General features: G+C 58.9%; 16 protein-coding genes. 4 read left to right on the top strand and 12 right to left on the bottom strand.

Going from position 1 to position 23,677, the window contains the following annotated elements:
- Nucleotides 1-35 precede the first annotated feature (35 nt).
- The 5 genes from PQQ95_RS31975 to PQQ95_RS31955 form a co-directional block, all read right to left on the bottom strand.
- Entirely contained in the window at nucleotides 36-1,391 is a 1,356-nt protein-coding gene (locus tag PQQ95_RS31975; RefSeq protein ID WP_408445113.1) for a polysaccharide biosynthesis protein, read from the bottom strand.
- Nucleotides 1,388-2,521 (bottom strand): NAD-dependent epimerase/dehydratase family protein, encoded by a 1,134-nt coding sequence (locus PQQ95_RS31970; protein ID WP_408445111.1) that lies wholly within the window; start codon nucleotides 2,519-2,521, stop codon nucleotides 1,388-1,390. The genes PQQ95_RS31975 and PQQ95_RS31970 overlap by 4 nt, the downstream gene beginning before the upstream one ends.
- Before the next feature lie 149 nt (nucleotides 2,522-2,670).
- A complete protein-coding gene (locus tag PQQ95_RS31965; RefSeq protein ID WP_408445108.1) occupies nucleotides 2,671-3,897 on the bottom strand; it encodes a GumC family protein in 1,227 nt (408 codons plus the stop codon).
- Nucleotides 3,894-6,374 carry a polysaccharide biosynthesis/export family protein gene (locus PQQ95_RS31960; protein WP_408445105.1) on the bottom strand — a complete coding sequence of 827 codons (2,481 nt, stop codon included), beginning with the start codon at nucleotides 6,372-6,374 and terminating at the stop codon, nucleotides 3,894-3,896. Before PQQ95_RS31960 ends, PQQ95_RS31965 begins: the two co-directional genes overlap by 4 nt.
- A 108-nt stretch (nucleotides 6,375-6,482) precedes the next feature.
- On the bottom strand, nucleotides 6,483-7,670 hold the full coding sequence (locus tag PQQ95_RS31955) for an MraY family glycosyltransferase (protein WP_408445102.1): 1,188 nt from the start codon (nucleotides 7,668-7,670) through the stop codon (nucleotides 6,483-6,485).
- On the opposite strand from PQQ95_RS31955, the gene PQQ95_RS31950 reads away from it, so the two are divergent.
- On the top strand, nucleotides 7,660-7,893 hold the full coding sequence (locus tag PQQ95_RS31950; RefSeq protein ID WP_408445101.1) for a hypothetical protein: 234 nt from the start codon (nucleotides 7,660-7,662) through the stop codon (nucleotides 7,891-7,893). The genes PQQ95_RS31955 and PQQ95_RS31950 overlap by 11 nt on opposite strands.
- 251 nt (nucleotides 7,894-8,144) lie before the next feature.
- Here the strand turns inward: PQQ95_RS31950 and PQQ95_RS31945 are convergent, their stop codons facing one another.
- From PQQ95_RS31945 to PQQ95_RS31915, 7 genes are all read right to left on the bottom strand, one after another.
- Entirely contained in the window at nucleotides 8,145-11,111 is a 2,967-nt protein-coding gene (locus PQQ95_RS31945) for a YjbH domain-containing protein (protein WP_408445099.1), read from the bottom strand.
- A 1-nt stretch (nucleotide 11,112) separates the two neighbouring features.
- The gene (locus tag PQQ95_RS31940) at nucleotides 11,113-11,760 is read right to left on the bottom strand and encodes a hypothetical protein (RefSeq protein WP_408445096.1); all 648 of its coding nucleotides are present in this window, start codon (nucleotides 11,758-11,760) and stop codon (nucleotides 11,113-11,115) included.
- Between the two features lie 728 nt (nucleotides 11,761-12,488).
- On the bottom strand, nucleotides 12,489-12,845 hold the full coding sequence (gene cyoD / locus PQQ95_RS31935; RefSeq protein ID WP_408445093.1) for a cytochrome o ubiquinol oxidase subunit IV: 357 nt from the start codon (nucleotides 12,843-12,845) through the stop codon (nucleotides 12,489-12,491).
- Complete coding sequence (cyoC, locus tag PQQ95_RS31930) at nucleotides 12,846-13,463, bottom strand: cytochrome o ubiquinol oxidase subunit III (protein ID WP_408445091.1); 618 nt, start codon at nucleotides 13,461-13,463, stop codon at nucleotides 12,846-12,848.
- Nucleotides 13,463-15,487 carry a cytochrome o ubiquinol oxidase subunit I gene (cyoB, locus tag PQQ95_RS31925; RefSeq protein WP_408445089.1) on the bottom strand — a complete coding sequence of 675 codons (2,025 nt, stop codon included), beginning with the start codon at nucleotides 15,485-15,487 and terminating at the stop codon, nucleotides 13,463-13,465. The genes cyoC and cyoB overlap by 1 nt, the downstream gene beginning before the upstream one ends.
- 3 nt (nucleotides 15,488-15,490) lie before the next feature.
- On the bottom strand, nucleotides 15,491-16,390 hold the full coding sequence (cyoA, locus tag PQQ95_RS31920) for a ubiquinol oxidase subunit II (RefSeq protein WP_408445086.1): 900 nt from the start codon (nucleotides 16,388-16,390) through the stop codon (nucleotides 15,491-15,493).
- A 376-nt stretch (nucleotides 16,391-16,766) separates the two neighbouring features.
- Nucleotides 16,767-18,320 (bottom strand): NADH-quinone oxidoreductase subunit M, encoded by a 1,554-nt coding sequence (locus tag PQQ95_RS31915; protein WP_408445085.1) that lies wholly within the window; start codon nucleotides 18,318-18,320, stop codon nucleotides 16,767-16,769.
- A 684-nt stretch (nucleotides 18,321-19,004) separates the two neighbouring features.
- Here PQQ95_RS31915 and PQQ95_RS31910 point away from each other — a divergent pair.
- From PQQ95_RS31910 to PQQ95_RS31900, 3 genes are all read left to right on the top strand, one after another.
- Nucleotides 19,005-19,754: an ABC transporter ATP-binding protein gene (locus PQQ95_RS31910; RefSeq protein WP_408445082.1), complete on the top strand. Its 750-nt coding sequence runs from the start codon at nucleotides 19,005-19,007 to the stop codon at nucleotides 19,752-19,754.
- Nucleotides 19,741-22,314 carry an FtsX-like permease family protein gene (locus tag PQQ95_RS31905; protein ID WP_408445079.1) on the top strand — a complete coding sequence of 858 codons (2,574 nt, stop codon included), beginning with the start codon at nucleotides 19,741-19,743 and terminating at the stop codon, nucleotides 22,312-22,314. Before PQQ95_RS31910 ends, PQQ95_RS31905 begins: the two co-directional genes overlap by 14 nt.
- Nucleotides 22,315-22,430: 116 nt before the next feature.
- On the top strand, nucleotides 22,431-23,588 hold the full coding sequence (locus PQQ95_RS31900) for a lipocalin-like domain-containing protein (protein ID WP_408445076.1): 1,158 nt from the start codon (nucleotides 22,431-22,433) through the stop codon (nucleotides 23,586-23,588).
- Nucleotides 23,589-23,677 lie beyond the last annotated feature (89 nt).

Genomic DNA, 23,677 nt, shown 5'->3' with positions numbered 1-23,677 from the left:
GATCAGCTGATTTGCGTATCGATTCTGCAAGCCGACTACCTCGTTACAAGAATCCATGAGCCTAAAGTCAATATTTGCGACAACAGGAAAATCCCAACAAGCCGGATGCGTGCAATTGATGCGCACACTTCCAGATTCACCGTAATCCACACGGTGTAGATAGCCGTCACCAGGCCGGTCACCGCCAGCGCTGCGAGAAAGGCGGTTTCCCCAAATGCGAATCCTGCAAACAGCGCGACCGAGCAGCTCAGTCCCAACTCCAGGATGACGGGTCGGCTCAGTTGAATAGGCCGACCAGCTGACGAAAGAAGCACCGAATAGACCATGGTCATTGATCGTGCAATCGTCTGCAGCGCGAGCCAGAACAACGCATGCCGAACCTGATCTGGTGGCGAAACACCCGCTGACCACACTCTCAACAAAACAGGCAACGCATACCAGACGATCGTCAGGAATACGAGCAGTAACAATCCGGTTGCGAGCGGTGCGAACATCATCCACCGCTCAAGCGAATCCCAATGTCCCGCAAGTTGCTTGCGCCCTAGCGGAGCAAGCAACGCCGAGGCTGCAGCGGCGACCGTTCCCACGACGACCAGGTTCAGCGTATAGGCCAGATAGAAAGCGCTGAAGTCGTTCGGCGACAATATCGACATGATGGCGGGCAGTCCGTACTGGATTGCCGCGGCACTGATCGACCAGACTATGAAGGCCTTCAAAAAGGGCTTCATGGCCGTGCACTCCGCTCTCATAGCCTCAGGAGGCGCTTCTTCCAGCGATTCATTGCTGTTAAGAATCCGATGGACGAGATAAAGTCCGACGCATGCCCCTAAGGTAAGCGAGGCAGCCGCGAGCTCCGGACGCCCGGATATCATCCAGCAGAGAAATCCCATGCCGGCCAATGCGCCGACTCGCGCAAAGATCGTTGTAAGCGCGACATTCCAGTTCCGTTCGCGGGCAAAATAGCGGCCGAATCCTGGTTGCAGCATGATTTGCCACATTTGTCCTGCGACCAGGAGCGCGACAAGTGAAACAAATGTCGGCAAACCCACATTCCTCAGTGGGACTGACCAACCATGCAGCATGGTCGATATCGCCAGAATCACGACGATAGCGGCGCAACTCAAGTGCTTTGCGTATCGCCGTGCAGCCTGCACGACCACTATCTCGTCCGTCGATGAGCGTTCAAGCAACCTTCTTGTCACGACCGTCGAGAGATTGGCCGAGAATAGCGGAACCAGCGCGGCCAATGACATAGCCAACGCCCATATAGGGAATCCCTTGCTTCCGAAACTCCGTGTTGCGATCGCCGTGAGACCGATCTGGAAAACCGTTGCACTAACGCCGGTCACCAGATTCGCAAACGCATTGGAAGCCAGGCGACGCGCAATCATGCCGAGATCTTGCCTAGCCCAAGACTCGCCATTTCACTTTGCGCCTGAGCTGAGCGATCCTCCGGAATGGCTTGTGTTTCCACCCAGCGGCTAAATGCTTCCAGACCGTCGCGCAGCGATACTTTCGGCGAGAAACCAAGCAGCGAACGGGCACGCGCACCATCCGCATAGCAGTGCCGGATATCTCCAGCCCGGAAATCACCCGTAATCTGGAACTCAGACTGGCTATCCAGACAGGTCCGCAGCTCTGCCGCTACATCGAGTACGGATGTAGGCACGCCGCTGCCGACGTTGATAGTCGTATAAGACGGCAGTTCAGCTTCAAGTGCGAGCGCAATTGCTTTCACCACATCGCTGACGTGAACGAAATCCCGACTTTCCTTACCGTCTTCGAAGATGTTGATCGGTAAATTCTGACGCATGCGATTCGAGAAGATCGACAGGATCCCTGTGTAGGGATTTTTCAGAGACTGGCGCTCTCCATAGACATTCTGAAAGCGCAATGCCACGACCGTCGTTCCATATGCTTCAGCCATGACACGGCCAAGCGTTTCATTGGCCAACTTCGTGGCGGCGTAGATCGAGGAAGGTTGAGGCGTGGCGGATTCCGGGGTAGGAATCAGTGTCAGCGAATTACCATGTTCATCAGTGGGTTCAAACAACCCGGCTTTCAAGCGGTTCGGATCCCGGGAGCCCGGCACCACGATCTTGTCTTCCAACCGATACGCGCCTTCACCATAGACCGACCGGCTCGAGGCAAGTACGACGCGACGAACGTGAGAATGCTTCGTCGCGATCAATTCCAGTAATGCGGCTGTTGCCTGCTGATTGACATCATAGTAGTGCGAGACGCGATACATGGACTGCCCGGTTCCCGTCTCTGCGGCGAGGTGAACCACTGCATCGCATGAGGTCAGCGCTGCATCGAGTGCATCTTTATCTCTGACATCCGCTCTGATGAATTCGACGCCCGCTTCCCTGTCCGACCAGGTTGCGTCGAGCCGAGGCACGCTGCCATGGATCTGAGGACTCAGATTATCCAGTACCGTCACCGCGTTTCCAGCGGAAATCAACGAATCCACCAGCCATGAGCCAATAAATCCAGCACCACCCGTAACAAGGACTTTCATCGTATATATTTCAAATCGTTAATGAATCTAAGACCAATCAAAAACAGCAGGGCTTATGCGCTGGTGACCCGCGTGTCGTGATGACAAGTTCACTGCGTGTCGGCTGGAATGCACCGGCCCCACCTGCCGCCACGCCCAGCCATTTCCTGTTACTGGCTGCGCTTTCGGGAAAGAGACCATGCTTCACGAACTCGACCCAGGCTTTCTGTATAAGGACCCACCAGGTCACCTTGCGACAAGAGAGCCGCAAGGGCACCGACGAAGAATCCCGCCAGCAGTCCGCCGAGAACAATCAACAATCGCTTGGGGCCCGATTTTTTCTCCGGCGGCCGCGCAGAATCGATTGTCTGTACAAGAGGTCCCTCTTTCGCTTCATCAATTCGCGCGAGTTCGACCTGCTTGGTCAGCGTATCGAGCATTGCTTCCTGGTACCGGAGGTCCCGGTAAGCACGCACATTGTCCAGCCCCTTGGCATCGCTTGCGGCGACGGGCGCGGAGGAATCAGTACCGGACTCGAGTTCGGACAGTTTTTGTCTGAGACCGGCAAGTTCTGCGGCGGACCGCTGCATGACAGGATTCTCAGACGTCGCAAACGCGGACATCGATTCCATTCTGACCTGCACCGCTACGATTTCCGCACGTAGCTCGGCTGCCTGACGAATTGCCGCCTGAGTCTGGGCATCGATGCTGAGCAGACCAGAGGTCGCCTGCGCGGATCGGAGATGCATTTCCGCATCCGCAATCTGAGCACGTGTTCCGGCAACACGTTCTTCCAGGAACCGGCGGCGCTGCTGCGCTTCGGTTACTGCTACCCGGTCTAGAAGCCGGCGAAACTCCGGGACAACCTCGTTTGCCATATCCGCGGCAAACACCGGATCGCGGTCCTCGATCTTCAACGTCAGAAGCCCCGATTTTTTATCGGCGACTACCATCAGACGCTTCATCAACTGCGTACGGGCGTCCTGCATGGTATCGGCCCGATAGCGCGTCTTGAGGTCGAAATGATTGATCAACCCGTCCAGAACCGATTCACTCACCAGCAGGCTTGCATACATCTCATCGGAGTTTTTCACTCCAAGTCCGGGACCTGCGAAACTAGCCAAGGCGCCCAGCCCCGCTAACGAGCCCCCTGCTCCACCAATCGACTGCTGTGGCGGCAAAATGAGTGTCGAGGCCGTATAGGTCGATGGCTTTATCAGAGCGACTGCCAACGCTACTGCAGTAAAAAGCGCGGTTGTTCTGAAGACGATCTTCTTTCCTCGGCCAATCAACCGGAGTGCTTCTAATACGGACAACAACGTCCGGTTTGGCGCGACGCCTGTTGCCGCGTTTGCGCTCCCGGGCGCATCGCCCTGATATTCCGTGCTCGTGTTCATTTAAGGACCTGAATAGCCGCTGCACCCAGACCAAAGTTCGCAAGTACCTGCGACCAGTCTTTGAGACCCGCAACAAATTTAGTCATCGGTGACCGGCGATCAAGTTTTTCCGGCACCACCACCGTATCGCCCGGCATCATATCGACCGATCCAAAGGAACTAAGCCACCCTGTCCCGCCCGCCGAAATCACACTGCCGTCCGCACGCAATAGAAACGCCGCACGCATATCCGCCGCGTCCTGCTGAACGCCTGCAATCTTCAGCGCATCGTCCACGGTGCGGTGCGGCTTCCAGATCAGTGCATTCTCATTGTCGACGGCTCCAATCGCCGTGATATAGGCCGGCACAGGCGGTACGTAGATCGCATCGCCGTCTTCCAATGGAAGATCCGGCAGATCCGTGATCCGGCTGGCGCGCGTATCGAGTTCGAGCGTCACACGGCCAGTCGGTTTAAGTGAGCGCAAGCGGGCGATTTGTGCGCGTTGCGTATTCACGATCTGGGTTTGCAGTAAAGCGTTGTCGCTGCTGTTCGGAAGATTTGCGATCACAGCAGCAAGCTGGCTGCTACTCTGCTGATCGGCGCGGTCCAATGCAGCATTCAGATTCTGTTGCTGCTGCCGGCGCGTCGCTTCACGAGTAAAGGAGATGCCAAACAGATACGCTTGTGGCGTAACGCCTCCCGCGCGTTGCAGCACCTGTTGCAGTGATTCGCCCGCATGCAACTGGTACACGCCGGGTGCGCGCACTTCACCGTCGACTCGCACCAGCCGGGAACTGGTCGCAAGCGGATTGCGCAGATCTTTTTTGCCGAAGATCGTCACCACGTCACCCGGCTGCAGCGCCAGGTTTGCGCGGGGATCTTTCTTCAGCACCACGTCGCCGAGATTGAACGGAATCAGTTGCTCGGTCAGTGTCGCGCGATCGAATCGCTCGATGACTGCATAGTTCCAGTTCGGTTCGTCGATGAGATTCTTGATATCGCCCGCCACCTTATCCACGTCAGCGCGCTTCTGGCCATCGAACTGGACCAGCACGTTCTTGCGCAGGAAGTAGTCGGGCGTGAGAAGTGCCTCCGGTTCGGGGATCAGATCCGCCAGCGTCATGTTTGGCTTGTACGGGTAGCGCAGGGGTGCCGCGACGTTCCCGCGCAGCGTCACCGCATTCGCGAACGCCGGGCTCGTACCGAAAAGCGTGACGATATCCCCGTCCTTGACAGTACTGGCCAAGCCCTGTTCGTCGAGCTTGCGTTCTTCGACCGAGCGCGGTGCAGCAGGATTCGCCTGGTTGACCCGTTCGATCTGGACCTTGTCCGGGGTGGTCAGTGCCGTAGTCCCACCCGCATAACCGAGCAGACCGCGCAACGACTCGCCTTGACCGCGCAATTCGTAGATCGCGGGAGAATCGAGTGCGCCCATCACGGCAACACGGGGTCCAGCCGGAGGAATGACAATCACGTCGCCGGGCAGGAGATGCACGTCGCCTGCCGCACTGCCTTGGGTGATAAACGCATACATGTCTACGGTGCCAATCACCGCTCCGCCGCGACGCAACTGAATTGCACGCATGGAGCCCGTGGGAGCGGGACCACCGGTCGAAAATAATGCGCTTATCAGCGTCGAAAGGCTCGATATGGTGTAGGCGCCCGGCGCCATGGCCTGCCCCACGACGTACACCTGAATCGATCGGAGATGGCCAAGCGTCGCGTTGACGCTGAAGTTCGTGTAATAACGGCCGATCTGTTTCTTGAGCACGCCATCGAGTTCGGACGCGCGCACGCCGGCAAGCATCACCGTGCCGACCTTGGGAATCGCGACCTGTCCGTTGCGGTCCACGACAAGATGCAGGTCGCCTTCGACGCCACCCCAGGCATGCAGCAATACTTCATCGCCCGGTCCGACCGTGTAGTCTGCCGGCGCCGGCATGTTCTCGACAGCACCGTATCCCGCAGCATCGCGCGAGAAAAGGTTATAGCCGAACAACGGCAACCGCTTGCCCGTATTCTGGGTAACGAACCTTTCGAATTCGGTCGGTGGCGACACCGGCGCATTCGGTGCGGATGCCGGTTTGCATCCTGCCGCCGCACCATTCACGCCATTCACGCCATTCGTGCCATTCACGCAATCCGTGCGGTGCGCGTCCGCCTCCGCCACCGATGGCGCGGTCAAGCGCGCATTGTCGCCAGCCGGATCGTTTAAATTGACGACGCCATCGCCCGGCGATTGAGATCCACTGGCACGCGCATCGCGTGCGATAGACGGCAATCCGGCAGGCACGCTCCCCACCAAAGACGCATCGCCGGTTTGCATCGACGCCGGCAGCGGCGGCAACGCTGGAATTCCAGACGCAGCAGTCTGCGCATACGACAAAGGCGCGATGAGACAAGGCGTGACCGCAAGGACGATTCGCGCGCGGATTGCAAAGCGACTGATCTGGCGGGAAAAACGGACATGCGGCAAAACGCGGGGCTTCTTGAACACGATCATCGCTCGGACAACAAAAACTTTTAGTGGGAAGCAACAGCTTGCAGGTACCGCGACGCGGTTGACGTTACAACCGCGCACTCTATGTAGACGGGTGATTCGGGGTTATCGCTTATCGGCGACGCACTCGGAGTCACAGAGCGTGGATTCGCGGCTTTCTTCGCCGGGTCCACCCTGGAATACACGCTTGACGAGTGACGGCGGTCGGCGCCGTGCAATCAACCACGACGGCGTGCGAAATTTGACAATGGACGAATACAGGGAAACATACAGCGCGACAAAGAGAGCCGTGGAAGCAAGAAGCCACGCCCGATCGTCCCAGAACAATGTCGCGGGCACTACCGCAAAAAGATTCAGCACCCACAAATAGGGTGACGTCATTGAGTTGCGGCGCGTACGTGTGCGCTGCACGGAGGCGCCCGCACCGATCAACATCACGCGCCGATAGATCAACGTATGCAGATGCACGCCATCCGGCGCACCAGGCGAAGTACCGCGGACGAACTTTCGGCGGTAGATGGAGAACAGTGTTTCGAAGAGCGGATATAGCGCGACCATGGCATACGACGCCGACACCTCCGGGTGCCGAACGATCAGTAGCACGAGCGATTCGCCGAGCATGAAGCCAATGAAATACGCACCGCCGTCACCAAGAAAAATCGCGCCGGCCGGGAAATTCCAGATCACGAATCCGAGTATCGCGCCAATCATGGTGAGCGCGATCATAAGCACAAGCGGGTCGCCAACCTGATAGGCAACAAACGCGATCGAAGCAAAGATCATCATCGACACGGTCGATGCGAGGCCGTTGAATCCGTCGATGATATTGATCGAATTGGCCATGCCTGCTACGGCGATGACCGTAAAGCCAAACGCAACCGGAGCCGCGCTGAGCGCGACGTCGATGAGCGGCAAATCGAGGCGACGGACAACCGCGTGAAAGGCGAAGCAGGCCAACAGCGTCGCGAGCATCGTGCTCAATAGACGCACACGCGGCGAGACCTTCTTGGTCAGATCCTCAATGAAGCCCGAGCCGAATGCGGGCAGCGAACAACAGATGAGCCAGAACAACTCATCGCCGGGCCCCTTGTCGACCATAGCGGCCGCGCCGGCGCACACAACAATTGCGATAAATATACCAAGGCCGCCAATCCGCGGAACTGGCGCGACGTGGAATTTCTGCACGCCATCAAGATCGTGGTCGAATAGAAATCGTCCGAATTGCGGCGAAAAATACACGACTCCCCACGTCACAATAAACGATGCTGCAAATGCCAATCCTATGCCGATCATCGAACGACTCTTTTTTATGATTACTTTTTCGCCTGCCTCAGCCACAAAACATGCCATTCAGCACGGCCTGGCAGCTGCGCCCCCGATCCGGATTTCCGCACTCACCTTAAAACAATGCCTGGCCGAGCAAAGTTACGGCATGCCATCCACCGCGAGAATGGATGCGCACAGCTTCCCGCCGATCCGTACGGATCGTCCGGGAAATAACATGCCGGGTGTCTGAAGAAAGACGGCGTCGAAGCCTATGTAGACGCTCTCAGTCAATTACTTTCTACTGCTTTATGTTGCCTCGACAACGCAAAAATGAGTGCAGCAAGTTTATCAAAAAAATTCCCAAACGTAACTCTTTGTTACTATTTGGACAATAAATTAAGCACGCATCTGTGGCTGCAATAACGCAAACGTTTGCAATTCACCAATTACTCAATTTAATGCCGCTACAGCAGGGAAATTGAACTGAATACTCTTGTCGCCTTACGGCGCGACAGCTTCACCGGCAGGCCCATACCAAAGGCTGCGTGGATCATTCATGTCGGTCATGTTGTAGAGCGGATACTGGCGATCAAGTTTCGCACCACCGTCACGCGTCAGGGGAGACCAGCGGAGGTCCGCAGTACCACCGCTCGAACGCGTCATCATCGCGTCGAACGGAATCGTCACGTAGATACCTTTGTCGAAACTTCCTTCCCCGAATTGAGCGGACGACACATTCGTTTTAGTAGCGTACGCACCCATAACGACGCCGTTATGAAAGTGCCGCGAAACGTCCAGCGTGACACCCTTGTCTTTAGCAAGGTACTGCCCGACGCTCAGATTCACCTGCACGTTTTGCCAACCCGTATTCCAATAGGCAGTTACGTGACCCGTCAGCGCCTGATAGTCGCGCATGGCAAAGTCCTGCCGGAAACCGCGCTGGCGCACAGCGTTCAAGTCCACGCCAATGGCAAGCCGGCTGTCTTGCGGGCGGTACAACCACTCACCGCCTACGCCCGCAAACATGCTTTCGAGCAAACCACCGTACACGCTGAAGTACTGGTCATTGCTGAACTTGCCGAATTTGGTCGCCTGCAGGAACGGAATCGTCACTCGGGATGACGTCAGGTACTCGCGCATATAAGTCCGCACACGCGGCAAATCGCTGGGCGCGGTGTATTTGAATTTGTCGTAGTTGTCGATAAGGCCGACATTCAGATCACCACTCAGCCAGACGTCGCGCGTCAATCGGAACTCAGCCAGCGCATTCAGCGAGAGTTGATACAGAAGAAAGCCATCCGGTCCGCCGAGTGTCTGCTGATAGGCCGGACCGACGGAAATATTGAAGCGCTTGGGTTCCTGCTCGAACACCGGCGGCAGCATATTGATCGATTGACGGGAGAGCGGCACGTCGTTCGTGACGACGACGCCCTGCTCCTGCGGGATCAATGCGCGCGTGTGGCTCGCGAGCCATTGTGCGCGCTGCACACGGTAGTCGGCCACCGGCACGCCGTACTTAAGCGGAACGATCCGGAAGCTGCGCACTTCGAGCGGCGCATCGCGATTCAGAATAGTGGCAACGCGGTCGATCCGATCCTGCAGATAGAAAGCGTCGACATAGTCGAACTCGACGATCAATTCAGGCCCGAGTTCACGCACACTTTGGACATGCCATCCGGTCTGCTTCTGCAGATCGGCGACCGTGCCGCTCCAGTCCCGCTCCGAGACGGCTGGAACGGTGCGCGACATCGGCAACAACAGGCTATCCGCCGGCGAAGGCGCCACCACGGGCGCCGACGCGCCGACCGCGGGTGCGGTTATTGGCATGGGCGGCGGATCTCCGATCTTCGGCATCGCGGCATTAGCGAGATTGCCATGCAACGACACGCCGAACATCACGCGTTCACCGCGCTCGTATCCGACCGTCAAATCTATATTGCGGGTCGCCCGATACACGGCGCCGATGTTGATCGGCGATCTCGCTGGCAATACAGTGCCGAATGGCTCGTGCTTGTAATCATTGCCGTCGTACTCGAGCTTCAAAACCAGCGGTTCCCATGGCGTCTGGTATTGCACACCGCCGAAAGGCGACGTACGGCCGCGAAACCAGCTGCCAATACTGAATGAGCCACCGCTGGAGGTCGCATCATCTGTGCGTGTACTGAACCTGCTGCTCAATACCGACAAAGGATTTGGCAAGTCACCGCGCGCGCCGACGTAGCCCCAACCGAGTCCCAGGCTCCAATCGAACGGACCGGTGCGTTTGCTTGCGACAAGATATTCGCCGGAGAACAACCCCGTTCCGCCGATATCGCGGAAACCGACAGAGAACTCCGGAATGTACGCAGACTCGCGCCAAAGCCGGAATTTCGCATCGATACTCTTGTCCTTGTAGGTCTGCGTGCCGCTCAACGACGCCGGGCCATACAGCTGATTGCTGAGGTTGGTGTAGCGGAAACCCACTTCTAACCAGTCGAGCGGCTGAAGCGTGAAATTGAGCCGCGTATAAGGCGCGACTTGACTCACGCTGATCGATGCCTCGCCTGCTTCGTTCATCCGCGCTGTCGGCGTCTGCAGAATGCCGACGGTGCCCCAATCGCTACCGGTTACAGGGAAACTGGATGAGCGCGTGGGGGTGTCAAAGAAAAACTCCGTCTGCTGACGCGGCGCCGGACCAGACGGTTGCAGCGGTGCGCCGGCCGGGTCGAAACCCGATACGCCCTGGGTCGCGAGGAAGTCTGCGATGGCGAGTGACACATCCGGAGTCCAGATGCTGCTGCGGTCGGGCGCCCATATCCAGCTGCCCGGCGCGGGTAGATCCTGCGCGCCGCGATTCCATGCTGCCACCTTGTTTGCCGTCACGGTGCCATCGGGCTGGGCGATCCAGGCTATGTCGGGCGCCGCGCCCGAGTCGCATGCCAGTACGTATTGCAACGCCTCTACGTCCGGCGTATGGGGGCGCACGCATAGCGTGCCGTCCGTGCGAACAACCGTCACGGTCGCAGGACGATCAGGAATGACGATGACGTCACCGTCCTCCAGATACGGATCTTGCGCGGGATTGGTCTGCAGCCAGCGTGCGTCGGCGCTTTTCACGACGACGCGGCCCGTGGCCTGGCGAGCGGCAATCAGATCAGCAACACGATCGCGTGCGGCAAGCGCTGCGGGCTTCAACGCAGGCAACGCGTTGATTTGCCCGAGCAGGCGCTGCCGGCGTTGTTCCTGAACGTCCACTTCCTTGCCGGACCGCCAACTCAAACCCGGTCCGTAGAGCGCGCCGGCTTTCTCACTTTGCACGGCAAACGGTATGCTGGCCTGCCGGGCGGCGAGCCATTCGCCGAGATAAACCGGGGCGACGACAGATTCGGTCACGCCAGCCAGTGCATGCACCGGCAGCACACAAGCGAAGACGCAGGACAGCCACGCATAGCCGCGGCAGTCGCGGCTCGCAGTTTTCTTTTTGGACATGCTATGAATTGGCGGGCCAGCGTTGCCAGCTAATGCATAAGGACTGGTTTAGACACTGTTCGCCATAGATCACCTTCGATTCACCGCCGATGATCTGCACCGCGTAACGAGATGCTGGAAGCGCCGCCTTACCGGACGACGACTCTTCGAACCACTGCAATACGCTGTCGCCGGCCTTGCCGGAAAAATTCGTACTGCGCGGCGCGGCGATCGGCGTGACGGTGAGCGTGTCGGTAAGCCCGTACTCGTAGCCGGGCATGACGTCGCGCCGACGCGATATCTGCACCGCTTGCTTCACCGTGCTCCATTCAGGCTGTGCCGAGAGACCGACACTGACCCATTCGACGGGCAGCCCCGTGCCGCCCACGAATCGGCCATTCTGAAGTCGTACCGTTTCCTTGCCACCGCCGCTATACCAGGTTTCGACCGGGCCAAGCGGATCGTTGTCGATATAGCCGAGAATCAGGAGTGTCGCGCGGCCACGAATGGACACGCGCAGATAACGGTATTCGCTGTCGAGTTGAATATTCTCGATCTGACGGTCACTGGCATGGCGAAACAGATTGGTGACATCGACAATGGCCTGCATCGAGGTCGAGCAACTGCATAACAATGTAATGCAGCAAAGCGAAAGCAGACGCGCCAGCATGTTTTAGTTCGAATACGGCAGACAAATGGACGCAAACAAAGGGCCCCAATGGGGCCCTTTGCATTCAGCCGAGCAGATAAGCGCAATAGCGTTAGTGCGTACCAGTGGTACCCGTAGTGCCAGTGGAACTGTTGCCACCCGTACTGGCAGCAACAGCAACAGCGGCTGCCACAGCAACGCCCGCACCGACAGCTGCCAGTGCACCGACGCTCATGCCCGCGAAGCCAGCGGCGACACCGGCACCAGCAGCGCCAGCAGTAGTACCGGTCGCACCCGCAGTAACGGCTGCTACAGGCGCAGGTGCTACCTGTGCGAACGAAAGTGAAGGCGTGGCCAACGCCAATGCAACCACCGAAGCAATCAAGGTCTTCATCATTATTCTATCTCTTATGGAATTAGGTCTTCTCGACTCAGAACAATCAAACCGTTCCTCTGCAGCGTGTCGCCACGAGTATATTAGAAATATTGAGATTGCGCATCTATCCAACCCATACCTTGTGTGCCGTTCGTTGTTTTAATGGCGCCGTCAAGGCAGCTTCAGCAGGCTCCCAATATGACATTCGTGTTTAGAACGCTGCAATGTTCTGGATTCGCCGTCCTCGCAAACGTTAAAATGCACAAGGTCGACATTTGTCGGCCACCCGTCTGGCAATCGACCACAATAGATAAAAAAACCCCGCAAGACTTTCACCTTGCGGGGTCTCCCTTCAACCTGCTCCGCTCACCGTCTATCGCGACATCATGTGCATGCTGACGTTATGCATGATCCACAACGAGCCGACGATCAGAATCACAGCCGTGAGCACCGTAAAGCCGAACGCCATGACGTTCCAGCGCTGTGCCGACGACGCGTTCATGTGCAGGAAGAAAATCAGGTGCACCACGATCTGCACAAACGCGAGGCCTGCAATCGCGAGCAATGCGTTCTCACCCGTCAACGTACCGTTCAGCACGAGGCCGAAGGCCGCGACAGTCAACACGACCGAGAGAATGAAACCCACCGTATAGCTGCCGAAGCTGCCGTGACTTTCACCTCCGTGTCCTTCCCCTGGGTGTGCCAGATGTGAGTGATGGCTATGGTCCATTTAGATCACGCTCGCAAGATAGACAAAGGTGAAGACGCCAATCCATACGACGTCCAGAAAATGCCAGAAAAGGCTCAGGCACGTCAGGCGAATCATGTCGCGTTCGGTCAGATCGCGATGACGCATCACTTGCACGGCGAGCGCCACCATCCAGATCAGGCCGCAGGTCACGTGCAAACCGTGCGTGCCAACCAGCGTAAAGAACGACGACAGGAACGCGCTACGGCCCGGGCCCGCACCCTCTGCGATCAGGTGCGAGAACTCGCGCATTTCCAGTACCAGGAACGCGAGACCCAGCAGGAACGTCACACCGAGCCAGAAGAGCAGCACGCCCTTCCGGTTCTTGTATGCGCCCAGCATCGCGAAGCCGTACGTGATGCTGCTCAGCAGTAGCATCGACGTTTCAAGCGCGACACCCGGGATCTCGAACAGATCCTTGCCGGTCGGGCCACCCGCGAACTGGTGCTGCATCACGGCGAACACCGCAAACAGCGACGCGAAGATGATGCAGTCCGTCATCAGGTACAGCCAGAAGCCGAATACCGAATGCGACGGCGGGTGATCGGCATGATGCGCATCGTGATGATGCAAGCTCGCCGCAAGAGTGTTGTTTGACATCAATCCACCTCCAACGCGACCTGCGCATCAGCGCCCGGGCGTTTTTCTTCAATCGCGACCTGCGCACCGGCGCCGGAGCGTTGTTGTTCAATCGCCGCTACCGTGGCAGCCGGAATGTAAAAGCCTTCGTTCTTCTGGAAGCTGTAAATGATCACAGTACCGATCGAGCCGACCAGCCCAACAATCGCGAGCCACCAGATGTGCCACACAGCGGCAAAACCCAGCACCAGCGAGAACATCGCTACAACCAGACCCGCGGACGTGTTCGACGGCATGTGAATGTCGCGATACACCGGCTTCGGCCGATTCTTGCGCAACTTCATTTCGGCGAATGCGTCCAGTTCACGCACGTCCGGAATGATCGCGAAGTTGTACGACGCCGGCGGCGAGCTCGTTGCCCATTCCAGCGTGTGGCCGTCCCACGGATCGCCCGTAACGTCGCGGTTCTGCGGCAGGTTGCGGTCGCGAATACTGACGACCAGTTGCACCACCTGGCAAGCGATACCGATGGCGATCAGCACAGCACCGACCCACGCGAACATCAGCCACGGATGCCAATCCGGATTGTCATAGTGATTCAGACGGCGCGTCATGCCCATGAAGCCCAGCACGTACAGCGGCGTGAACGCAACCCAAAAACCGATCTGCCAGAACCAGAACGACGCCTTGCCCCACTTCTCGTTCAGCTTGAAGCCGAAGGCCTTCGGGAACCAGTAGTTGAAACCGGCCAGGTAGCCGAACAGCACGCCACCAATAATCACGTTGTGGAAGTGAGCGATCAGGAACAGGCTGTTGTGCAGCACGAAGTCCGCGCCGGGAATCGCCATCATCACGCCGGTCATCCCGCCGATCGTGAAGGTGACCATGAAGCCTAGGGTCCACAGGATCGGCGTCGTGAACTGCAGACGGCCCTTGTAGATCGTGAACAGCCAGTTGAACACTTTCACGCCGGTCGGAATAGCAATGACCATCGTCGCGATACCGAAGAACGCATTGACGTCAGCGCCCGAACCCATCGTGAAGAAGTGATGCAGCCACACGAGGAACGACAGCACCATGATCGCGCAGGTTGCCCACACCATCGTCTTGTAGCCGAACAACGGCTTCTTCGCGAACGTAGCCACGACTTCCGAGAAGATACCGAACGCCGGCAGGATCAGGATGTACACCTCAGGGTGACCCCATGCCCAGATCAGGTTCAGGTACAGCATGGCGTTACCGCCGCCGTCGTTCGTGAAGAAGTGCATGCCGAGGTAGCGGTCCAGACCGAGCAGCGCAAGCGTGACGGTCAGGATCGGGAACGAGGCCATGATCAGCACGTTCGTGCAAAGCGCGGTCCACGTGAACACTGGCATCTTCATCCAGGTCATACCTGGGGCGCGCATCTTCACAATGGTCACGAAGAAGTTCACGCCAGTCAGCAACGTGCCGATACCGGAGAGCTGCAAACTCCACAGGTAATAATCGACCCCGACACCTGGACTGAACTGCAATTCGGACAGTGGCGGATAAGCCAGCCAGCCCGTTTGCGCGAATTCACCGATCACCAGCGAGATGTTGATCAGGATCGCGCTGATCGCGGTCATCCAGAAGCTCAACGAGTTGAGGAACGGGAACGCAACATCGCGGGCACCGATCTGCAATGGCACGATGATGTTCATCAGGCCCACCATGAACGCCATCGCCATGAAGAAAATCATGATGACGCCGTGCGCGGTAAAGATCTGGTCGTAATGATGCGGTGGCAGGAAGCCTGGCGCGTTATACGACAACGCTAGCTGGGTACGCATCATGATCGCGTCCGCAAAGCCGCGGAACAGCATGATGAGCGCAACCACGATGTACATCACGCCCAGCTTCTTGTGGTCGACCGATGTGAGCCATTCGGTCCACAGGTAGCGCCACTTGCCAAAATAGGTGATCAGACCCAGAACGAGCGCACCGCCAAGAGCGATCCCGGCAGCCGTCACCATGATGATCGGCTCGTGGTACGGAATCGAGTCTAGTGAGAGTTTTCCGAACATGCGTTACCCCTTACCCTTTGGCGCACAGTTAGCGTCGTTCATGTTGTCGAGGACGTTACCGTTGTTGTATCGGGCAATGATGTTGTGAAAGAGCTTCGGATCGACCGACGAGAAGTAGCGCACCGGCTCCTTCTCCGTAGGCGCCGACATCGCGTGATAACGGTCCATGTCGAGACGGTCGGACGAGGCACGCACCTTGGCGACCCACGCATTGAATTCCTCAGGCGACGAGGCCAGCGCGCGGAACTTCATATCCGAGAAACCCTTGCCGCTGAAATTCGCCGCGGTGCCTGCGTAGTTGCCGGCCTCGTCAGCGATCAGATGCAGACGCGTTTGCATACCCGCCATTGCATAGATCTGGCCGCCGAGTTGCGGAATGAAGAAGGAGTTCATCACCGTGTCGGACGTGATGACGAAGTTGACCGGCGTGCCGACCGGGAATGCCAACTGATTCACTGAGGCAATGCCGAGGTCGGGATAGATGAAGAGCCACTTCCAGTCGAGTGCGACGACTTCGACGTTGATCGGCTTGACCTGCGACTCGAGCGGCTTATACGGATCGAGTTCGTGGGTGCTCTTCCACGTCAACACGGCGAGGAACAGAATGATCAGCGTCGGAATCGTCCAGATGGCGATTTCGATACCGGTGGAATGCACCCAGCCCGGCTTGTATTCGGCATTCCTGTTCGACGCGCGATAGCGCCATGCGAACAGCAGCGTGAGCGCGATAACCGGAACGACCACGATCAGCATGGCCCAGACCGACGTGGCAATCAGCTCACGTTCGGCCAGACCCACACTCCCCTTCGGATTCAAAATATCGAGGTTGCTGCAACCCGAGAGCAACAACATGAGGCCGGTGGACAGGAAACTGATCGACCCTCGCAGAGTCTTTCCTTTCATAGCCCTTGCCTTTCTTTTGCGACTTCAACGAACGTCATTCGACCGCTCTCCTTTTTATAAGCGATCGCATAATAGGGGTTCGTCAAGGGGATATAAACACACAATTTCGCAACGATCTATTGCGTCGCAACACCGTGTGACATGTTGCCGCACGTCTGTCCGCATATGAGGCTCCGCAATGCGCTATTGCGAAGTAACGGCAGAGTCGTCAGATCACAAAAGTCCCTATAAACAAGCGTTAAAACGCAGCGCAACCTGAATGGCTACGCTGCGCTCAATGCTCGACAAGGACGTGTATAGCGATGCGAAAAAGCGCGTCCGCACTGACAGCATCCAGGCGATGGATGCTGCACCTGCGATACGCACCTCGTTTCGGTCAGCCCGGCGTGCGTGCCGCGACGGTAGCAGGCGCTGCAGCCTGCAGATGTTCACCACCGTCAGCCGGTGCGACGCCAGACGGATGCGTGCTCCGTTCCGATTGAGCCAGCAGCGTGCCGACCGACGGGTCGATCGCATCGGTGAACGGCTTCGGATCGATGCCGATGGCCAGCACCAGCAACGCCATCGCGCCGAGCAACACGAACTCTCGCTTGCCGAGATCCTGCAGCTTCGCGACACGTGCATTGGCAATCGCGCCGAAAATCACGCGCTTGTACATCCACAGCGTGTAGGCCGCGCTTAGGACCAACGTGGTCGCGGCGATTGCGCCGATCCAGAAATTGAAGCGGATCGTGCCCATCAGCACCATGAACTCGCCGACAAAACCCGAGGTCCCCGGCAGGCCGATATTGGCCATCGAGAACAGCATCACGAACGCGGCAAAGCGCGGCATGGTGTTCGCCACGCCACCGTATTCGGCGATCGAAGCGGTCTTCGTGCGGTCGTAGAGCATGCCCGTGCACAGCAGCATCGCGCCGGACACCACGCCGTACGACAGCATCTGCACGATTGCGCCGGCCTGGCCGATGCGGTTGAAGACGAACAGGCCGAGCGTCACGAGACCCATGTGCGCGATCGTCGAATACGCGAGCAGGCGGCGCATGTCGGTCTGCACGAGTGCCAGCAGGCTCGAATAGATCACCGCGATCAGCGACAGCGTGATCATCATCGGCGCGAAGAAATGGCTGGCCTGCGGAGCGATCGGCAGCGCGAAGCGCAGCAGACCGTAGCCGCCCAGCTTGAGCATGCCGATCATCACGGCGGCGCCGGTCGGGCCGTCGAGGTGGACGTCGGGCAGCCACGTATGCAACGGCCACATCGGCACTTTCACACCGAACGCAGCAAGGAAGCCGAGGAAGATCAGCACCTGCGGCCAGGTGCCGAGGCGCGTTTCACGCCACAGCGCGAGGTCGAAGCTGTGCGTCTGCGCGTACAGGTACAGCATCGACATCAGCATCATCAGCGAGCCGAGGAACGAGACGAAGAAAAACTTCACCGCGGCGTACGAGCGGTTCGAATTGCCCCACGTGCCGATCAGCAGGTACAACGGAATCAGCGTCGCTTCGAACGAAATGAAGAACAGCATGCCGTCCATCGACGTGAACACACCCTGCATGAAACCCGACAGCATCAGGAATGCGCCGAAGTACTGCGCGGTGCGTTCGGTGATCGACTCCCACGAGGCGACCACGATGATGATCGTGGTCAGCGCGGTCAACGCGACGAGCCACAGCGAAATCCCATCCACACCCACATGCCACGCAATATCGAACGTGGGCGACCAGCGGAAGTTCTCGACGAACTGCATCGACGTCACGTCATTGCGGAAATTCGACACGAGCGGAATCACCGGCAGGAAACCCGCCACCGCGCCGATCAGCGCGAGCCATCGCGTGCGGCTGCGTGCCGCGTCAGATCCGGCACGCAAAACCACCAGGCCGGCGACAATAGGGATCCAGATGAGTAGGCTAAGAAGCGGAGGCAAGGGCATGTGTTCGGTTGAAAACTTGAAATACAAAACGCCGCATCAACGCCTTCAAAACGAAAGCATTGAAATGGATATGTAGGCTGGATTTCGCTGAAATTGACGTCGAAGCGGTGCTGCCCGCTCCACGTTTACCCGCAGTCGAATGACCAAGGGTGGGAGATTACCAAGATAAGAATACTTTTGCAGCGCAACAATACTGCAGAGCCTTTGGCAATGGATTGTTGCCCCGTCTGCCCTTGCGAAACGGAAAAAAATGTGCAGATGCACAAAGCCGCTTATGAGGGATTTCCCTCATGCTTTTTGCATGGAGAAGAAAGCAGTTGGCTGGCGATTGAGCACTCTTGCAGAAACACTTCCACGCAACCGTTGAAGTGGAATGAATCACGCACGCGCCTCTGATACTTTCGAGGCCGATTTCGAGCGGTCAGCGAAAATTTAGCGTGTCCGCGAACAGGAAATTTTTTTGTTCCAGCACTCTAAAGAAGTACCGGCGCACGCTCGAGAATACGGAGCGATCTGCCTGCCTGTCTGCTGCGAGGCAGATATCAGGCGATGACCGTGCTCACCTGCGAGCCTTACAGAACCCGAATATACTTCGGCGGTTCAGGGGCCGACGCGCGTGTGCAGCACGGCAGTTCTTCGCACGGTTGGACGCCGCCCTCACCGGTCAGACTTATCGGATAGCGCATGGTGCTTCGTGATGATGGTGTCGTTCCCGCACTCGAATGCCGCGGGCTTGGCAAGACCTACGGCGCCGGCCGCATCGTGCTGGCGCACCTCGATTTCAGGCTCGCGCCGGGCGAATTCGTCGCGATCATGGGTGACTCCGGCGTCGGCAAATCGACGCTGCTGAATCTCATCGCAGGACTCGACAGCGCGGATAGCGGCGACGTGATCATCGACGGCAGTACAGTCTCGCGTCTGGACGACAACGCGGCGACGCGGTTGCGCCGGCAAAAACTGGGCTTCGTGTTCCAGGCGTTTCACGTCCTCCCTCATCTGACGCTCGCGCAAAATGTCGCTCTGCCATTGCTGCTAAACGAACTACCCACAGCCGGCGCGCTCGATATGCTCGCGGCCGTCGGCTTGAGCGGCCGGGGCGATGATTTTCCGCGGCAACTGTCAGGCGGCGAATTGCAGCGCGTCGCGATTGCGCGGGCGCTCGTGCACCGCCCAAAACTGATTCTCGCCGATGAGCCCACCGGCAACCTCGATCCCGATACCGCACACGACGTGCTCGGCCTGTTTCGCACGCAAAGCAAGGCAACCGGTGCGGCCACCATCATGGTCACGCACTCGGAAGCCGCTGCGGCAGTAGCGGACCGCATTCTGATTCTGCGCGACGGCGGCTTGCACGCATCGCCTGGACACAACGCTTTTGCCGGCTCAGCCCCTGACGCCCGGTCCCCTGCCCGTTCCGCCGATGATGCACGCTGACCCACGCCCGCTGCAGCGAAGGCGAGGTCATCGCATACTCGCGCGCTGGCTGTTGGGCGCCGAATGGCGCAGTCATCGCGGGCGCGCACTGGTTGCGATTGCAACGATCGCGCTGGGTGTCGCGCTTGGCTACGCCGTTCAATTGATCAACAGCGCGGCCTTCAATGAATTCTCGGCGGCGGCGCGCAGCCTGTCGGGCGAGGCCGATCTGCAAGTGCGCGGAGCACAACCTTTATTCGACGAATCCATCTATCCGCGTTTGTCGACTGAGCCAGGTGTGGCGCTGGCGAGTCCCGTGCTCGCGCTCGATGTCACCGTGCCGGATCAGAGCGCCGCGCTACCCGTGCTCGGCATCGACGTCTTCAAGGCAAGCCGCATTGCGCCCGATCTGATCGGCGTGCCGTCCCCGGAACGGCCGTTCGATACGCTCGCGGCCGATACGGTGTTTCTCTCGTCGGCCGCGCAGCAATGGTTGAACGTGAAAATCGGCGATGACGTAGCCCTGCAAAACGGCACGTCGATCGTGCACTTGCGCGTGGCCGGCGGTCTCGTGAGAACGCGGCCCGGGCAGCGGCTCGCGGTGATGGATATCGCCGCCGCGCAGTGGAAGTTCGGTAAGGTCGGCAAGCTGTCTCGCATCGACGTGCAGCTCGAACGCGGTGTCGATCGCGAACGCTTCAGGCGTGACCTGCAAGCGCAACTCGGCAGCCAATGGGTGATCGCCGAAACACGCGACGCCGAAAGCCGCACCGATCGTCTGTCACGTGCCTATCGGATCAATATGAACGTGCTCGCGCTGGTGGCGCTTTTCACCGGCGCCTTCCTCGTATTCTCGACGCAGGCGCTGAGTGTCGTGCGGCGCCGTGCACAGTTTGCGATGCTGCGTGTGCTGGGATTGACACGTGGTCAGTTGTTGCGCCAGATCCTGATGGAAGGCGCGCTGCTTGGCCTGCTCGGTTCGCTGTCCGGGCTCGCTCTTGGCTATGCGCTGGCGAGTGGTGCGCTGCGCTTTTTCGGCAGCGACCTGGGTGGCGGCTACTTTCCCGGCGTGCAACCGCAGGTCGGCTTCGAACCGCTGGCGACCGCACTCTTTCTGATGCTTGGCATCGCCGTGTCGGTATCAGGCAGTCTTGCACCTGCATTGGAGGCTGCGCGTGCGCGACCGGCAGCCGCACTCAAAGCCGGCTCCGAGGAAGGCGCGCTGGCGCGGCTCGCGACGCCTTGGCCCGCGTTGGTATGCCTGCTGATTGCCGCTGCGCTCACGCAGGTGCCGCCGTTGTTCGATGCGCCTATCGGCGGCTATCTGGCCGTTGCGCTATTGCTGGTCGGCGGGATTGCGCTGATGCCGCGCGTGACCGCTTCGATCTTTGGCGCAGCGAGCCGTGCTCTCAGCGCGTGGCGGCGCGCCGGCGCGGCGAGCACGCTGGCGTTGGCGCGTCTTGCGAATGCACCGGGCCATGCATCGATCGCAATGGGCGGCGTGCTGTCGAGCTTCGCGCTGATCGTCGCGATGGCGATCATGGTGGCCAGCTTCCGCGTTTCCGTCGAAGACTGGCTGGGCCACCTGCTCTCGGCCGATCTATACGTTCGTGTGGCGCCGAATGGCGACACCGGTGGTTTGCGCCCCGACGAACAGACGCTGCTGAGCGCCGTACCCGGCATCAAAACCGCAGCGTTTGCGCGCACTTCGCATCTCACGCTAGACCCTGCACGGCCGGACGTCGCCGTGCTCGCCCGTGAAATCGATGCCGCCGATCCCGGTGCGAATCTGCAGATGACCGGGCCGGTTCTGCCGCCTTCTGCGTTGCGTAAGGATGAGATACCTGTTTGGGTATCCGAAGCAATGGTCGATCTGTACGGATACAAGCTTGCTCAGCGCGTGCAGTTGCCGCTCGGCGAGCGCGGTCACGTGTTCGTTGTCGCCGGCATATGGCGTGATTACGTGCGTCAGACCGGCGCGATCCAGATACGGCTTGCGGACTACCGGCGTCTGACCGACGACACCGGCGCGACGGATGTTGCGGTCACCGTTCAACCTGGGACGAGTGTCGAACGCGTGATGGCCGGCCTGCGTGCGCTGCCCTTCGGTGCATCGCTGAGCCTGTCGCAACCAGGTGAAATCCGTGCGCGTACGCTGGTTATTTTCGATCGAAGTTTTGCCGTTACGTATCTCCTCGAAGGCGTCGCGATCGTAATCGGCCTGTTTGGCGTCGCGGCAACGTTTTCTGCGCAAACTCTCGCGCGGGCTCGTGAGTTCGGCATGCTGCGGCATGTGGGCGTGACCCGTTCGCAGGTACTCGCGATTCTCGCACTTGAGGGCGGAATGCTCACTGCCTGTGGCATTGCGATGGGCTTCGTTCTCGGATTCGCGATCAGTCTGATTCTCGTGTTCGTCGTCAATCCGCAGTCGTTTCATTGGAGCATGTCGCTGCACGTTCCATGGACAGTGCTCGGCACGGTGGCGCTGGTGATGCTCGCTTCCTCGTGTTCGACTGCGGTGATTGCGGGACGAGGCGCGGTATCGTTGGATGCGGTGCGCGCGGTGAAGGAGGATTGGTGATGGGGAGATTGCCGCGTAAGGAGGAGTTGACGTCGACGCGCGAGAGTGCGGTGCGAGATTGTCGAGGGGCGTGCTTTGAACGAGTAGTTCGCTTTTGTTGTGCGAGTCGCTTCTGGATGATGGCCGATTCCTCGCGCACGTCACCCACTGCGGTGCCGCGCGTCGTGAGTGTACGGCGGCTAAACGCATGGCTTTGTGTGGGCTTTTTCGTTATCGCGCCGGCGTTCGCCGCGGCGCCCGAGTTCACTGCGGTCACGCCGGATCATCCGATCGATCTTCCGCGAGACACCGGTGCGCACGCCGCGTTTCGCACCGAGTGGTGGTATGCAACGGGCTGGTTAACGACACCGGACAATCAGCCCCTCGGTTTCCAGATCACCTTCTTCCGTTCGGCAACCGGTCACGATCCTGCGGATCCGAGTGCGTTCGCTCCGTCACAGTTGATCATCGCGCATGCCGCCTTAAGTGATCCTGCACTTGGGCATCTTGCACACGATCAGCGCATTGCCCGTCAGGGCTTCGAGCTAGCGTATGCGAAGCCAGCCAATACCGACGTCAAACTTGATGCATGGAAAATCGTCCGTGCCGCCGACGGTCACTACGACGTTACAGTGGACGCTAACGGATTCGCGCTGCACCTCGCGCTGACACCGACACAAGCGCCTTTGGTGCAGGGCGAAGGCGGCTACTCACGCAAAGGTCCGCGCCCCGAACAGGCGAGCTATTACTACAGCGAGCCTCAATTGCACGTGAGCGGCAGCGTGGTTCGGCCGGTCGTAGCAGGCAGTAAAGCGACGGGTGAGACATCCGTCACCGGCACGGCATGGCTCGATCACGAATGGTCGAGCACGCTGCTGGATAGCGATGCGGTTGGATGGGATTGGCTCGGCGCCAACCTGACGGATGGTTCAGCCTTGATGGCTTTCAAGGTCCGTAGTCGCGATGGACATGCAGTGTGGGCACATGCGGCACTACGAAATCGCGAGGGTCAGGTGACAACGTTCGGCCGTGATCAGGTCGATTTCACGCCGGTTCGCACATGGCGTTCGCCGCGCACGAACACGTCGTATCCCGTCTCGATGATGCTCAAAACCGGCGCGCTTACGTGGCGCCTCGATCCGTTGATGGACGACCAGGAACTCGATTCCCGCCAATCGACCGGCGCAGTGTATTGGGAAGGTGCTGTGCGAGTGAGTCGCGATGGCGTGAATGCCGGACGTGCTTATCTGGAGCTGACGGGTTACGCGAACGCGCTGCGAATCGGGAAGGAGTGAGGCGCCTGTTTTTTGTGGCAGAACGGGAGCTGCACCGGACAGGGTTCTCACGGCTATGATGTTTTCGGAAACGGGATGCTCACGGCGGA

Origin of the sequence: Paraburkholderia caffeinilytica (assembly GCF_046030355.1) — a bacterium.
Classification (GTDB): Bacteria; Pseudomonadota; Gammaproteobacteria; order Burkholderiales; family Burkholderiaceae; genus Paraburkholderia; species Paraburkholderia caffeinilytica_B.
The sequence above is the reverse complement of the archived record's forward strand: the minus strand, read 5'-3'. Positions and strand labels throughout refer to the sequence as shown.